Source organism: Butyricicoccus faecihominis, assembly GCF_014648015.1.
GTDB lineage: Bacteria > Bacillota > Clostridia > Oscillospirales > Butyricicoccaceae > Agathobaculum > Agathobaculum butyriciproducens.
The window spans coordinates 77,935-93,031 of sequence record NZ_BMQH01000003.1 but is presented as its reverse complement, the minus strand read 5'-3'; the positions used below and the strand labels follow the sequence as shown (position 1 = coordinate 93,031).

The following is a 15,097-nucleotide window of genomic DNA, read 5'->3' as shown; positions in this document are numbered from 1 at the left end:
TCGATAATGGCTTCATGGGTATTCTCAAAGATCGTCCATTCGTCCTCAGAAACATAGTGGCTTTTCTTGTCCTTAAAGTGCTTGCGGGTCTTGAAATTGATGGTGTGCCCTAAATACTCTCGCTTTTTCAAAATGTTCACGATGGTAGATGATCCCCATCCATAGGGGTCTTTGACCGGCTTTGAACGGTTCACACCCTCGTTGAAGCGGGCAAGGTGTACGACAGGAATTTCAATCCGGTCTGCGGATAGTTTGCAAGCAATCTGATAAGGCCCATATCCCTCCAGCGTGAGGGAAAAGATACGGCGTACCACTTCGGCGGCTTCTTCATCTACCAGCCAATGCTCCCGCTTTTCGTCCCATAAGTAGCCGTAAATCACGGTGCCTGTCAGGTGCTTACCACTCATGCCTTTTGACTTAAACACAGAGCGGATTTTCCGGCTGGTATCACGGGCGTAAAATTCATTCATGATGTTGCGGAACGGGGTAAAATCGTCATCACCTTTCAGACTGTCTACACCGTCGTTGATGGCAATCAGACGAACACCACGCTGCCGCAAAACCTCCATAACCTGACCGACCTTCAGATAGTCGCGTCCTAACCGGCTCATGTCCTTGATGACGATTGCCTCTACACGCCCTGCCTCCACTTCCTCCATCATCGCCAAAAATCCGGGGCGGTCAAACCGGGTGCCTGAGATACCGTCATCTGTAAAATGCGTAGGATTTGGCAGCCCGTTCCGGCGAGCAAAATCCTCCAACATCTGTTTTTGGTTGGATATGGAATTGCTCTCGCCCTGTAACTCATCGTCCCGGCTCAGGCGCTCGTACAGTGGGGTGATTTTTTCGTTTCTCATAGCTGTACCTCCTGAAACAAAAATGCTCTAAGTGATTGCTTCACTAACCATGACAAAATCATGATTAAGAAGTCACTTAGAGCATATATCACCGAAAACCGCAAAATCCATTCTGGTATCTGCATCCACTCGACTGGCGGCGTTCAACACGGAAGAAATGGCGCACCTGACCAGCCGCGATGACCTGTCGCTCGGCACACTGGGCGACCGCAAGCGCGTCATTTTCGCCGTTATTCCCGATGAGGATACCACTTTCAACTATCTTGTGGGTCTGATGTACTCGCAGGCGTTCCGCGAACTGTACCATGCCGCAGACAATAAATACGGCGGCAGACTGCCGGTTCCGGTGCGCGTGCTGATGGACGAGTTCGCCAATGTCGCACTGCCGGAGGACTTTGAGCGCGTGCTGGCAACCTGCCGCAGCCGTGAAATCTCCATCAATATCGTCATTCAGAACATGGCGCAGCTCAAGAAGCTGTTGAAGGACAGCTGGGAGAATGTGACCGGCAACTGCGACACACTGCTCTATCTGGGCGGCAACGAGGCCAGCACCCACGAATACATTTCTAAGCTGCTGGGCAAGGCCACCATCGACACCCGCACGCGCGGCGTGACGAAAGGACGCAGCGGCTCCAGCAGCACCAACTACCAGAACGCAGGCCGCGAACTGCTCATGCCGGACGAGGTGCGGATGCTGGACAACCGCAAGGCGCTCATCTTTATTCGCGGCGAACGCCCGGTGATGGACGACAAATATCCTATTCAGAAGCATCCGAACTACCGTTTGACCGCTGACGGCGGCAAGCCGCCCTATCAAAAGAAGTTTGACATTCCCAGCTATGAGCAGAACGACCTGCCGCATGAGATCAACATCGAAAATCTTGAAATCTTGGAGGAAACCGAACATGACGAAGAAACCCACTCTGAACCCCACCGACCGGACGCGCAAGGCAAAACAGCGTTACTTCGCCGTTGTGCTGACTTGCGTGCTGGCCTGCGCCGTCTGTACGCCCGCTTTCGCCGCAGGTGAAGATCCTCTGACCGCTATCAACAACCTGTCCACCTTTGTCTTTTCCGCAATCAAAGCCATCGGCGTGATCCTGCTGGGCTGGGGTGTGGTGCAGATCGGTCTGAGCTTGCAGTCCCATGACCCCTCTCAGCGCAGCACCGGCTTTCTGACTTTCTTCGGCGGTCTGGTGATTGCATTTGCGAAAGAAATTCTGGATCTGATCTTGAAGTAAACGATATAAATAGTGACAGCCGCCTGTTTTTTCATGGAACAGGCGGCTGTTTTCTGGAGGTGATAACTTGGACGATAACTGGATTGTAGAAAACTTAGAGGGTGCCTTTGCCACATGGAACTCGAAGCTGACCGAGATATGGTCACTGGTGAGCGAAACGCCGCAGCACTTCAAGAACGGTGCAATTTGGGCGATATGCCAGAACATCAACACCGCATTGCAGGCCATCGGCTATGGACTGCTGATTTTGTTCTTTGCTATCAGCATTTTCCGCAGCACAGCGAATTTTCAGGACTTCCGCAGACCGGAACAGGCATTGCGGCACTTTATCCGCTTCGTGGCGGCAAAAACCGCCGTGACCTACGGCATGGACATTATGACCACGCTTTTTACCATCTGCGGCGGTATCGTCAGCACGGTGGCGGGCAATCTCGGCAATCTCACGGGCGCGTCTGTGACGCTCCCGGAGGAAATCAAGACTGCCATTGACGAGGTAGGCTTTCTGGCGAGTATACCGCTGTGGTTGGTGACGATTTTAGGCAGCGTGTTCATCACGGCACTGTCTTTCGTGATGATAATGACCGTGTACAGCCGTTTCTTTCGGCTCTATATGTACACGGCGCTTGCGCCTATCCCACTGTCCACCTTTGCAGGCGATGTGACCTCGAATACCGGACGCACCTTTATCAAAAGTTACCTCGGCGTGTGCATGGAGGGCGCAGTCATTGTACTGGCCTGCATGATATTTGCCGCCTTTACCGGCGGCGGCGCACCGGGTATCGCAGACCCGGACGCTTCGGCGGTGACGATGGTGTGGAGCTATCTGGCGGAAACCATCTTCAATATGCTGGTGCTCGTAGGGCTGGTAAAGGGCGCAGACCGCATTGTGAAAGAGATGATGGCACTGTAAATTGTCCGTTTTTTCGGACAGAAGTTTTACTATGATTTTATCAGAACAGCAAAGCTGATTTTTTGCACGAAACCCCAGACTGCGTTACACTGGTACCATCAAGGAGGTGCTGACCATGTTCAGACAAATTATTTTCCCCATCTTATTTTTTCTGCTGCTCCCGTTGTGGTTCAAGCTGCTCATCAAGCTGAGGCTGGGGCCTGCGCTGGTTTATGTGATCCTCGGCAACACCGTCTGGCTGGACTGGGCGGCACACCACACGGCGCTGGCGGATGGTATCCTGTTCGCCATTCTCGGTGTAACGGCACTAAGCTGGCTCGTGACCTTTTACCGCAAAATCCGTGACCATCAAATCGAATAAACCCTGTGAGGAGTGCAAACGCACTCCTCTTTTTCTTGGAGGTGACTATGGAAATCCGTATCAATCGTGAAGTGCGAAATTATCACGAATCCATCTTTTTCGGACTGTCTGCAAGGCAGTTCGGCTGCTCTCTCGGCGCTGTTGCAGTTGCCGTGGGAGCTTATTTTTTACTCAAAGACCCCATTGGGAAGGAAAACGCCAGCTGGCTGTGTATGCTCTGTGCCGCACCGCTTGCGGTCGCAGGCTTTTTCCAATACAACGGTCTTTCCTTTGAGCGGCTGCTTTGGGCGATGTTCAAGACCCACATTCTGTATGCCGGACGGCGGCTGTATAAGAGCGAAAACCTGTATGAACAGCTTCTACACATTCCAGAAAAGAAAGCGAGGAAACGCAAGTGAAGAAATTCGGACGAAAGAAAGAGCGTGCTTCTGTACGCCTGCCGAAAACGGCCCAGCAGTCCATTCCCATCCGCCGCATCCACCGGGATGGTATCTGGGAGGTGGACGGCAAATTCAGCCGTTGCTGGCGCTTCACCGACATCAACTACGCTGTGGCGGACGAGGAAGATAAAAAGGAAATGCTCATCCAGTATTGTGCGCTGGAAAAGGCATTGCCGACCGACGCGATCACGAAAATCTCCATCGTCAACAAACGGCTGAATCCGCTGGAATTTCAGAAAGAAATGCTCATGCCGTCCAAGCAGGACGGGCGCGACGATTACCGCAAGGAATACAATCGTATGCTGCTCGACAAAGCCGCAGAGGGCAACGGCATTGTGCAGGAGCGGTACATCACGGTTTCCGTGGAGCGCCGCAGCATTGAGGAGGCGCGCAGCTTCTTTGCCCGTGTGGGCAGCGACCTGTCCGCCAACATGAAAAAGCTGAACTCCAAGCTGTACGAACTGGACAACAAGGAACGGCTGGGTATCCTGCATGACTTTTTCCGTATTGGTGAGGAGGATTCGTTCCGCTTTGATTTCGATACTGTGGCCAAGCGCGGACACTCGTTCAAGGACTCCATCTGTCCGGACAGTATCCAGTTTCACTCTAACTATTTTGAACTTTCGGACAGCAAAGTGGGCCGCGTACTGTTCCTCAAGGATTATCCGGCCTATTTGGAGGACAGCTTTGTAAAAGAACTGACCGAACTCAACCGCAATCTGATTTGGTCCATCGACATCCAGCCTATTCCCACGGATAAGGCGCTGAAAGAGATACAGAACCAGTCCCTTGCGGTGGAAACGGATATTACCCGTTGGCAGAACAAGCAGAATCAGAACAACAATTTCTCCGCCATTCCGCCCATGCAGCTTACCGATGCACGGGACACGATGCGTTCCATGCTGGACGATCTGACCATGCGCGACCAGCGCATGACTCTGTGCGTGATGACCCTCGTTCATGTGGCGGACAGCAAAGCACAGCTTGACGCTGACACCGACACCATCCGCAGCATTGCAGGCGGCAAGAACTGTGAAATGAGCGTGCTGACCTACCAGCAGGAGGATGCGCTGAACACCGTTTTGCCTTACGGTCTGCGGCGAATTGACACCTTGCGGACACTGACCACCGAGAGCGCCGCCGGTCTGGTGCCGTTTTCCTCGCAGGAGATTCGACACCGCGGTGGCGTGTACTACGGTGTGAACGCCACCAGCCGCAATCTGATCGTCTGCGACCGCCGACAGCTTTTGAACAGCAACGGCTTCATTCTGGGCGTGTCCGGTTCGGGCAAGTCCTTTGCGGCCAAGGAGGAGATCACCTCTATCGCGCTTTCTACCGACGATGATATTATCATCGTTGACCCGGAACGCGAGTATGCGCCGCTGGTGCGGGCATTGGGCGGCGAAATCGTGCAGATTTCAGCAGGCAGTCCCAACCACATCAACGCGATGGATATGACCAGCGGTTACGGCGAGGAAGAAGGCAAAGCGGACGATCCCCTGATTTTGAAAAGCCAGTTTGTCATGTCCCTGTGCGAGCAGTTGATGAAGCCGGAGCCGGTGGGCGCGAAAGAGCGTTCTATCATCGGGCGGTGCGTAGGCAATGTGTACCGTGAGTATATCAAAGATTACCGCAATCCGCCTACACTGAAAGACTTCCGTGAGGAACTGCTGCGCCAGCCGGAGCCGCAGGCCCAGTCCATCGCGCTGGCACTGGAATTGTTCGTAGATGGCACACTGGATGTATTCGCCTATCAGACCAATGTGGATATGAGCAACCGCATTATGCTGTTCGATATTTTTGACCTCGGCAGTCAGCTAAAAACCGTGGGTATGCTGGTCATGCTGGACGCGATTCTGAACCGTGTCATTGAAAACCACAAGCGCGGACGGCGCACATGGATCTACATTGATGAGATTTATCTGTTCTTCGCCAATGAGTACAGCAGCAACTTCCTCGAAGAAAGCTGGAAGCGTTTCCGCAAGAAAAACGCCGCCGCGACCGGCATTACACAGAATGTTACCGACTGTCTGCGTTCTCCCACAGCAAAGAATATGCTGGCAAACTCCGAGTTCCTGCTCATGCTGTCGCAGGCTCCCACCGATCAGCAGGAGCTTGTAAAAATGCCCCGCATTTCGGAAGAACAGCTTTCCTATATCAGTAATGCGGAGTCGGGACATGGCCTTATCAAAGTCGGCGGCGCAAAAGTGCCGTTCATCAACCAGTTCCCACGCAACACGGCGCTGTACCGCCTTATGACGACAAAGCCGGGTGACTTGTTGTGAAAGAGATACGAACACGCCCGAAAAACCGGGATATTCAGACCCGGCAGACCACCGCCTTTCTGCCAAAACAGGCTGTTCGGCGGCAGTTCAAGAACAAGAATGATACGCCGGAGGAAGAACAGACTTCACCTTATCAAGAGCCGGTGGAACGGTTTCAGACCAAGGGACAGCGTGCGGCGGAAATCAGCAGCCGCACGGCGTTCCGCTCCGGCAAGGCGCTGGCACAGAAGCAATTCGACCGCAAGTTCAGCGCCGCCGAGCCAAAAGACAACGGCGCTTCACCCTCTGCAGCGGTACAAACCGAACCGCCGCAAGTTACTCGTGCCAAGCAAAGATTTCGGCAGGCACAAGCGAAAAAGCAGACCGAACACCGCCGAGAAACTGCGGCTACCATCGAAAAGCATGAAGCCGCACAGGTGCGTATGGATATTACTGCGATAGAGCAGCAAGTGGATTTGTCATCCTTCAATGCTGATATGCCCAGGCACACTGAACAGCCTCATACCTCCAAACGGCGAAAATCATCTGCCACAGCGCCGAAAGAGAAAAAGCCGCTCCGTGAACAGCTATTCACGGGGCGGCAGGATACCGCGGTGCGCCAACAGGCGGCGGCCAAAGCACAGGCACAGGTCACGGCAAGAGCCAGGCAGCGGGTGCAGCAGCAGGTCATGCAGGAAACCACGCAAAAGACAGCGCAGACCGCCAAACGCACAGTAAAACTCTTTGAGCGGGTCAAGAAAGCAGTCATTCGCGCAGGACAGGCCGTTGCACGGGCGGCAGTAGGTTTGCTGGGCGGTGCCGGTGCGCTCATTGCGTTGATTTTGATAATTGGTGGTGCTGCGGCTGTTATCGGTACTCCGTTTGGTGTATTCTGGTCTGGCAACGACAGCGATGCACAATCCGTTCCTCAGGCCGTCGCGCTCATCAACAGTGAGTTTTCTGCGAGAATCAACCAGATACAGGCTGAGAATCCCGCAGACAGCGTGGTGATCCATCGAGAGCCGGATGGCGGCAGTGACCTTTCCATTACCAACTGGACAGATGTTGTCGCTGTGTTTGCAGTCAAAACGGCTGGGGCCGATGCCGACGCTACCGATGTTGTCACCATCGACGAGGAGCGTATCGACCTTATTCGCACGGTGTTCTGGGATATGAATACCGTCAGCTACTATGTGCAGACCATCAAGCGTGAGGACAGCACGGAAACCATTTTGCATATCACTATTACTAGCAAAAAAGCAACCGATATGCCGGACTTCTACCACTTCAATAAGAGCCAGCGTGAAGCACTGGAGGAAGTGCTGAAGCCGGAGTACGCGCAAATGCTGGCAGAGCTGGTGGGGACCTACGGAGGCGAGGTCACGCTGGACGAAGCGCAAATCCGCGCCATGCTTGCCGCCATGCCCAAGGACATTTCCGAGCGGCGGCGTGCTGTGGCGGAAAAAGCCTATTCGCTTCTCGGCAAAGTGAATTACTTCTGGGGCGGCAAAAGCAGCGCCATCGGTTGGGATTCCCATTGGGGCAAACCCACTCGCGTCACCGCCGCCGGAAGCAGAACGACCGGAACAATCCGCCCTTACGGACTGGACTGTTCCGGTTTCGTCGATTGGGTATTCAACAATTCACTGGGCTATGTGATTGGACATGGCGGCGGCGCAGCCAGTCAGCATGACCATTGCAAATCCATCTCATGGAGCGAAGCACAGCCGGGTGATCTGGTGTTTTATCCCGGCGATACTCATGTAGGCGTTTTCGTTGGCAAGGACAGCAACGGTGATCCGCTTATCATCCACTGCGCCAGTTCGCAGAATAATGTGGTGCTGACAGGTTTGCAGGGATTTGTGAGCATTGGCAGGCCGGATTGTTTTTAATCAAAAAGTACAAAAAATCCCGGTACGGTGCAACTACCGTACCGGGATTTACTCATTTAAGAGGTTTACTACTCTGATTCGTCAACAATTTGTGACGCAGAAACATCTGTTATACTAAAGTTGCCAGGATTCTCTGATTTTCAAGTGTGACATCAACTGTTAAAAGGAGTGTTAATCATCGCAGAAATCTACGCATATGTCCGTGTTTCCACACGGGAACAAAATGAGGATAGGCAACTTATCGCAATGAACGAATTACAAGTGCCGAAAAAGAATATTTTTATTGATAAACAATCCGGCAAGGATTTTGAACGACCGCGCTACAAAAAACTGATAAAGCGACTGAAAAAAGACGATTTGCTTTATATCAAGAGCATTGACCGACTTGGACGAAATTATAACGAAATTCAGGAGCAATGGCGTATTCTGACGAAAGAGAAAGCCGTTGATATTGTCGTGCTGGATATGCCACTGCTAGACACCCGGCGTGGAAAGGATCTGATGGGAACCTTCCTCAGCGATATCGTATTACAAGTGTTGTCCTTTGTTGCGGAAAACGAACGTGTTAATATCCGCCAGCGGCAAGCAGAAGGTATCGCGGCTGCAAAAGCGAGAGGTGTACGGTTTGGAAGATTGCCAAAACCATTGCCACCTAATTTCCGCACCGTCTACCAACGCTGGAAGCACGGTGAAATTACCGGAACCGAAGCAGCTAAAGAATGTGGGATGCCGCTGTCTACATTTCGTTATCGAGCAGCAATCTATCAAAACGCCAAGTTATCGTAAGAAATGTATTTTTACAAGAATGTGTACTTTTTTGTTAGTCGAGGTTTACATTGTGTAAGATATACAATTAATAGTAGTAATTACTATGCAACAGTGCTATAATAGAGAAAAAATATAAGCAGTGGAGATGCCAAAAAGTACACCTTTTGACATCTCGTAACTGCCATTGCACGGAAGGAGGACAGCACAGCATCAATGCGGCGGACGAAAGAACTGCCGCGCAAGATCAGAAACCTGTCAGGATATTGCCTTGGTGGGTATTACTATATGTAAAGGAGCATTTGATGTGAAAACAAAATTATTGTCATGGCTGTTGACACTGAGTCTGCTCATGACCATGCTTCCGACTGCTGCGCTAGCCGCTGCAGTTCCCGGAGTAAACAGCGGTACAGTCATCTATGTATCCGAAACCGGTAACGATTCAGCCGTTGGTGATGAGAGCACACCCCTCAAAACAATTGGTGCGGCATTTACGCAGGCGGTCGATGGGGATACCATCTGCCTGCTTTCCGACATTAAACTGGTGGGAAAGCTTGTCCTGACTGGTGATAAATCAGTAACGCTGACGGGTAAAGCTGGTGAAACTGCAAAGAAGATTACCTATCAAAAAGACACTTCTACTGACCTTTATATGATTGAGGTTGGTGTTGAATACGGCACAGCTACAAAGACGAACCTCACGCTTGAAAATGTGACGATTGATGCTGAGGCACAGGATATTCGCTGCGTCCGTGTTTGCCCTGGCAGTCAGCTTATCCTTGCAGATGGTGCGACTGTTCGGAATGGCCGAGCAATCAATCAGGATGGAACGACTGGTACCAGCGACTGCGGTGGCGGCATCGTTGTAGATAACGGCGCCAAACTGACGATGGAGGATAGCTCCAGTATCACCGGCTGTTCTGCCGAATGGGGGGGTGCTGTCTATCTCAGCGGCGAAATGGAGATCAACGGTGGCGAGATCAGCAACAATACTGCCGTTGGTGACATTTACGAGATCAACGGCGTTAATCGTTCCGCCAGCGCACACGGTGGAGCGATTATGATCCGTGCTTGTCGTGCGGATTATGATACTGCCTATGATGCTCCTGCCAAACTGACCATGCGTGGAGGTACAATCAGCGGAAACGCAGCTACCAGCAATGTCAGTGCCTTTGGCGGTGCGATTTCTATTATCGGTACTCGTGATACAGGCAGCCTGACGAATGCTTTTATTATGTCCGGTGGTACAATTTCCGATAACCAGGCTGGATACGGCGGTGCTATATCGGCGTATGCGGCGGATATTTATTGGCAGGGCAATACCAGCATCCAGCTGTCGGGCAATGCTAAAATCACAGATAACATCGCTCGAAACTATGGTGGTGCTATCTGCTTGTTCGGCAACAATACACAGAATTATACTGACACGCTTACAATGAGCGGCGGCACGATTTCCGGCAACAAAGCAAACTCTGCCGGTGGCGGTGTGTACCTCTCTGCCCATGGAGATCAGATGTTTATGACCGGAGGCAGCATCCGAGAGAATGAAGCCGGTTATGGCGGAGGTCTGTCAATCCGTTCCGGCAACAGCGGTGCAAATCCCAATGCCGCTGTATATCTACTGGGTGGCACCATCTCGGATAACCAGGCAACGAGTGGCTATCCGACAGATGATAGTTATTCCGAGCGCCTTTATTGCGGCAACGCAATCGAGCAGAGCGGTGAGCTTTATCTGGATGGAACACAGATGAATGTCAGCGGAGATATTCGCGTAGGATGTACGACTAATTTCCGCACTGGAGCAATCGAGACTAACCGCTATGTCACATTGGTAGGCGCATCTGATTCCATGCAGAATTACGAACTGACCTCTTATGATGATGAGTCTTTGGATGGCAGAGTGGTTGTTGCCCCCGGTACGATTACTTATGGCACAGAAACCTATAGCGTAGCAGATGCCGAGCCGTATCTGTCGCATTTTACACACAACCATAAGGAAATTATTACGGATACCGATTATACGGCAGAAACGGGAGCTTCTTCTCAGGCGAAGAGCCTTGTTCTGTACGGAGCGATCCAAAAGTTTTCTGTTACCTACACAGACGGTATCGGCGGCACCAGCTTTGCGGATGAGGTAACCAGCGACCTGCGCCGCGGAACCCCCACCCCTGCTTTCACTGGCGGTACACCGACCCGCAGTGGTTATACCTTTGCCGGCTGGGAGCCGTCCGTAGCCGCAACGGTAACGGACAATGCCGTTTATACCGCACAGTGGGCAAAGAACAGTTCCTCCTCCCATCATTCGACCCGCTATACGCTGCACTATGAGTCGAACGGCGGCACAACTTACAAGGATGAGCGCTATTCCTCCGGTACGAAGGTGACGCTCGACAAGACCCCGACACGTGAGAGCTATACCTTTACCGGCTGGTACGCCGACAAAGCACTGACCGACAAGATCACCAATGTGAAAATGACGGGCAACAAGACGGTTTATGCCGGTTGGACAGCAACCAATGTGCCGGATATGCTGAACGGCGATGACCACTACGCCTATGTAGTCGGTTACTCCGATGGCACTGTCCGTCCGAACGCGAACATCAGCCGCGCCGAAGTTGCAACGATTTTCTTCCGCCTGCTCAAGGAGGAAGTGCGTGATGGCAACTTGACCACTGAAAACACATTTGCTGATGTAACGGATGGACAGTGGCATAACAAGGCAATTTCCACAATGGCAAAGCTCGGTATCGTCAAGGGCCGCCGTGCGGACAGCTTTGACCCCGATGCCTCGATCACTCGTGCGGAGTTTGCGGCAATCTGCGCACGCTTCAACACCAAACCGGTCGAGAACAGCGGCAGCTTCTCCGACATTTCCGGTCACTGGGCGGAAAACGAGATCGAGAGAGCGGCGGCGTTTGGTTGGATTTCGGGCTATCCGGACGGCACATTCCATCCCGATGCCCGCATCACCCGCGCTGAAGCCATGACGATGATCAACCGCGTACTCTGCCGTATGCCGCAGAGCGAAAGCGATCTGCTGGACAGCATGGTAACGTGGCCGGACAACAAGCCGTCCGACTGGCACTACCTCGCAGTTCAGGAGGCCACGAACAGCCATGACTTCAACCGTCAGGGCGAGGTCGGCGAAAGCTGGACGAAGCTGACGAGCGTCCCCGACTGGACGCGGTATCAGAAATGATACTTAATAAATTTGTAGAAAAGCGGGGATTAGATGTGAAAAGAAAAGTGTTATCGTGGTTGTTGACATTTAGTCTGATTCTTGGACTATGGCCAACGGCTGCACTGGCAGCAGATGATGTAGCTGCGCTCACTGAGAAAACGGTAAGTGTATCAAATTGGGCTGATTTGAAAGCATCTGTTGCTGCTCTTACTGACGATGAATATCTCCGTGCGGATATTACTGCACCCTTGACTGCTGATTCAGAGTTGGATATAGATGGTAAAGTAGTAGTGCTTTCTGCGACCGCAGGCGACATCTCTATTACCAGAACACTTCAATCTGAGGCAAACTCTACTAATCCGATTTTTAAGTTAACCAACAATGCCTCCTTAAGCATTAGCGGAACAGAGAATGGTATTACATTACTGGATTCCACAGAAAGAAAAAAGAGCAGAGGGTTGATTGAAGCTGATAGTGGAACAACGTTGAATCTCTCTAATGTGTCGTTTCGTGATTTTAAGTTTGGCTATACTCTCGCAGGTAGTGGATATGGCGCAATCTATGCAGTTAATGCAACTATAGCAATGCAAAATGTTGCTATGTCAAATTGTATAGGTGATAATGGCGTACTAATTTATGCAAAAAACTCAAAAGTCAGCATGAACGAATGCGCCGTTGCCAATACAACATATTGGGGCAATAGTAATAGTATTGGTGGTGTGATTCAGATTGAAGGTACTAACTCGGATGTTACCATGACCAACTGCAAAATTGAAGGTTGCGGTTCTGCCGAAGAAAATGGTGCAGCTAATAGTGTAGGTCCGGTGTGGCTACGCGGTGGCACGACCAAGATTTCTGACTCAACCTTTAGCAAAAATATGGCCATGCGTGGTGTTGGCATCTTAGCTGAAGATACGAATTTAACCTTGAAAAGTGTGAATATCACCGATAATATTTGTCGTGGTGATGGATACAATCCTACTACAAAAGAACCAGATAGCAACCGTGGATATGTTGTATGGTGGCAAGGTGCCGGCCTTTATATTGAAGACTGCACGCTTTCTATGTCTGATGTGAATATTACCGGTAACACAGGTTCGTTTATTGGCGGCGGTATGTATATTACCGGTACAAATGCAACAATGGATGATACCATCAACATCTCCAATAACTCTGCCGTATGTGGAGGTGGTATCTATACGGATGATGATCAGCATACTATTACATTAAATGGCACTACAATTCAAAATAATGCCGCTGTAAAAAAAGATGCGTACAGTCGGTATTCTTCATATAATGGTTGCGGTGCCGGTATTGCTAATGATGAAGGCAATGTAGTGCTCAATGGTACCGATATTAGTGGTAATATTGCATCTGCACATGGCGGCGGTATTATAAATTATGGTACAGCGACGATTCATAGTGGCAATGTAACCGGCAATAAAGCAGATGCTGTTGATGGCTGCGGCGGTGGTATCTGCCTCGCAAAAGGAACAGTTCATGTAGACGGTGATACCCAAATTACTAATAATACTGCAAACTCTGGCAATGGTGTTTATGTATCTGGTGGTACGACTTTTGAGATTCAGGACAAGGTCGTTATTGACCAGAATAATGATGTTGCGTTGGAGGGTGCTGATGCAGCGAATAACATTCCGAGTGCCTATATTACGATTACAGCTCCGTTTACAGGTGCCACGAAGTCGAATCCAATCAATATCACCAGTCAGGATGTAAGTGTAGAAGATCAAAAATCTGAGCCGGCTACAGATGGTACGCCACTTGTTATCTATACCGACGATGCAGGTGGTGAGAATGCAGCGTTGAATGCTGATGGTAGTATGCTTTTTGTACCAAGTCAGTATATGCAGGACGGATTGCTGATTGGACATAGTCAGAAATCAGGCCATCAGCAATGGTTAACCTATGTAACCGAACGAATTTTACCTAATGTTGAAGTAACTTACAAGAATAGTAGTACAAGTCAAGAAGCTACTGATCAACTCGCTTATGGTACAGATATTGTTGTAGATCCTAATGAAGGTGCGCTGAATTGGCCTGATTCGGTTTGGGATAACAGCAAGAATAGCGAGCAACAAACGCTGACGGTTACAAAATCGATAACCATCCCTGATGCAACACGTGATGGTTATACATTTGTAGGTTGGCAAAAAACACAAGAAAATAATGTATTAACCTTTACCGCGCAGTGGAAAAGTAATCACAACAGTTCCTCTGGTGGTTCGTCCGGTAGCTCTACTAAGTACACCCTGCACTACGAATCCAACGGCGGTACGGCTTACAAGGATGAGCGCTATTCTTCCGGCACGAAGGTGACGCTTGACAAGACCCCGACACGCGAGAGCTATACCTTTACCGGCTGGTATGCGGACAAGGCGCTGACGCAGAAGATCACGACCGTGACGATGAACAGCGACAAGACGGTCTACGCAGGCTGGGAGGCTACCGGTGTGCCGGACAAACTCAACGGCGATGACCACTACGCCTATGTGATTGGCTACTCGGACGGCAACGTTCGCCCGAACGCGAACGTCAGCCGCGCTGAGACCGCGACGATCTTCTTCCGACTGCTCAAATCCGACATTCGCGACGGAAATCTGACCGCCGACAACGGTTTTTCCGATGTTTCGAACGGACAGTGGCACAACAAGGCGATTTCCACGATGGCAAAGCTCGGTATCGTCAAGGGCCGCCGTGCGGACAGCTTTGACCCCGATGCCTCGATCACCCGTGCGGAGTTTGCGGCGATCTGTGCGCGCTTCAACACCAAACCGGTCGAGAACAGCGGCAGCTTCTCCGACATTTCAGGTCACTGGGCGGAAAACGAGATCGAGAGAGCGGCGGCGTTCGGCTGGATTTCGGGCTATCCGGACGGCACATTCCACCCCGACGCCCGCATCACCCGCGCTGAAGCCATGACCATGATCAACCGCGTACTCTGCCGTATGCCGCAGAACGAAAGCAATCTGCTGGACAGCATGGTAACGTGGCCGGACAACAAGCCGTCCGACTGGCACTATCTCGCCGTACAGGAGGCCACGAACAGCCATGACTTCAACCGTCAGGGCGAGGTCGGTGAAAGCTGGACGAAGCTGACGAGCGTACCTGACTGGAAGCGGTATCAGTAAAAAAGTTAAAACGATATACAGGAAATTTAGTACAATA

Annotated in this window: 10 protein-coding genes and 1 pseudogene; 10 read left to right on the top strand and 1 reads right to left on the bottom strand. The window is 51.2% G+C overall.

Features of this window, described 5'->3' with window-relative positions; translation table 11 throughout:
- Positions 1-857 (bottom strand): recombinase family protein (locus IEY11_RS14780; protein ID WP_407926639.1); only part of this gene is annotated, 857 nt, incomplete at its 3' end.
- Between the two features lie 88 nt (positions 858-945).
- On the opposite strand from IEY11_RS14780, the pseudogene IEY11_RS03620 reads away from it, so the two are divergent.
- The 10 genes and pseudogenes from IEY11_RS03620 to IEY11_RS03575 all read left to right on the top strand — a co-directional run.
- Positions 946-1,887 (top strand): annotated as a pseudogene (locus IEY11_RS03620) (VirD4-like conjugal transfer protein, CD1115 family); the annotation flags it as partial.
- A complete protein-coding gene (locus IEY11_RS03615) occupies positions 1,844-2,098 on the top strand; it encodes a glutamyl-tRNA amidotransferase (RefSeq protein WP_242988057.1) in 255 nt (84 codons plus the stop codon). The pseudogene IEY11_RS03620 and the gene IEY11_RS03615, both read left to right, overlap by 44 nt.
- Before the next feature lie 67 nt (positions 2,099-2,165).
- Positions 2,166-3,008 (top strand): hypothetical protein, encoded by an 843-nt coding sequence (locus tag IEY11_RS03610; RefSeq protein WP_188885829.1) that lies wholly within the window; start codon positions 2,166-2,168, stop codon positions 3,006-3,008.
- 115 nt (positions 3,009-3,123) lie between these two features.
- Positions 3,124-3,369, top strand: coding sequence for a hypothetical protein (locus IEY11_RS03605; protein ID WP_188885828.1), 246 nt, complete (start codon positions 3,124-3,126; stop codon positions 3,367-3,369).
- Between the two features lie 47 nt (positions 3,370-3,416).
- A complete protein-coding gene (locus tag IEY11_RS03600) occupies positions 3,417-3,767 on the top strand; it encodes a PrgI family protein (RefSeq protein WP_188885827.1) in 351 nt (116 codons plus the stop codon).
- Entirely contained in the window at positions 3,764-6,094 is a 2,331-nt protein-coding gene (locus tag IEY11_RS03595; protein ID WP_188885826.1) for a VirB4-like conjugal transfer ATPase, CD1110 family, read from the top strand. Before IEY11_RS03600 ends, IEY11_RS03595 begins: the two co-directional genes overlap by 4 nt.
- Positions 6,091-7,965 (top strand): C40 family peptidase, encoded by a 1,875-nt coding sequence (locus IEY11_RS14775; protein WP_243183941.1) that lies wholly within the window; start codon positions 6,091-6,093, stop codon positions 7,963-7,965. The genes IEY11_RS03595 and IEY11_RS14775 overlap by 4 nt, the downstream gene beginning before the upstream one ends.
- Positions 7,966-8,211: 246 nt before the next feature.
- Positions 8,212-8,751 carry a recombinase family protein gene (locus tag IEY11_RS03585; RefSeq protein WP_243183940.1) on the top strand — a complete coding sequence of 180 codons (540 nt, stop codon included), beginning with the start codon at positions 8,212-8,214 and terminating at the stop codon, positions 8,749-8,751.
- 286 nt (positions 8,752-9,037) lie between these two features.
- On the top strand, positions 9,038-11,929 hold the full coding sequence (locus tag IEY11_RS03580) for an S-layer homology domain-containing protein (RefSeq protein ID WP_188885825.1): 2,892 nt from the start codon (positions 9,038-9,040) through the stop codon (positions 11,927-11,929).
- Positions 11,926-15,060 carry an S-layer homology domain-containing protein gene (locus tag IEY11_RS03575; protein WP_194461858.1) on the top strand — a complete coding sequence of 1,045 codons (3,135 nt, stop codon included), beginning with the start codon at positions 11,926-11,928 and terminating at the stop codon, positions 15,058-15,060. Before IEY11_RS03580 ends, IEY11_RS03575 begins: the two co-directional genes overlap by 4 nt.
- Positions 15,061-15,097: the final 37 nt, after the last annotated feature.

Coding starts and splice junctions, on each gene's coding strand:
- IEY11_RS03605 (WP_188885828.1), top strand. CDS start 3,124: ATGTTCAGACAAATTATTTTCCCCATCTTATTTTTTCTGCTGCTCCCG.
- IEY11_RS03600 (WP_188885827.1), top strand. CDS start 3,417: ATGGAAATCCGTATCAATCGTGAAGTGCGAAATTATCACGAATCCATC.
- IEY11_RS03585 (WP_243183940.1), top strand. CDS start 8,212: ATGAACGAATTACAAGTGCCGAAAAAGAATATTTTTATTGATAAACAA.
- IEY11_RS03575 (WP_194461858.1), top strand. CDS start 11,926: ATGATACTTAATAAATTTGTAGAAAAGCGGGGATTAGATGTGAAAAGA.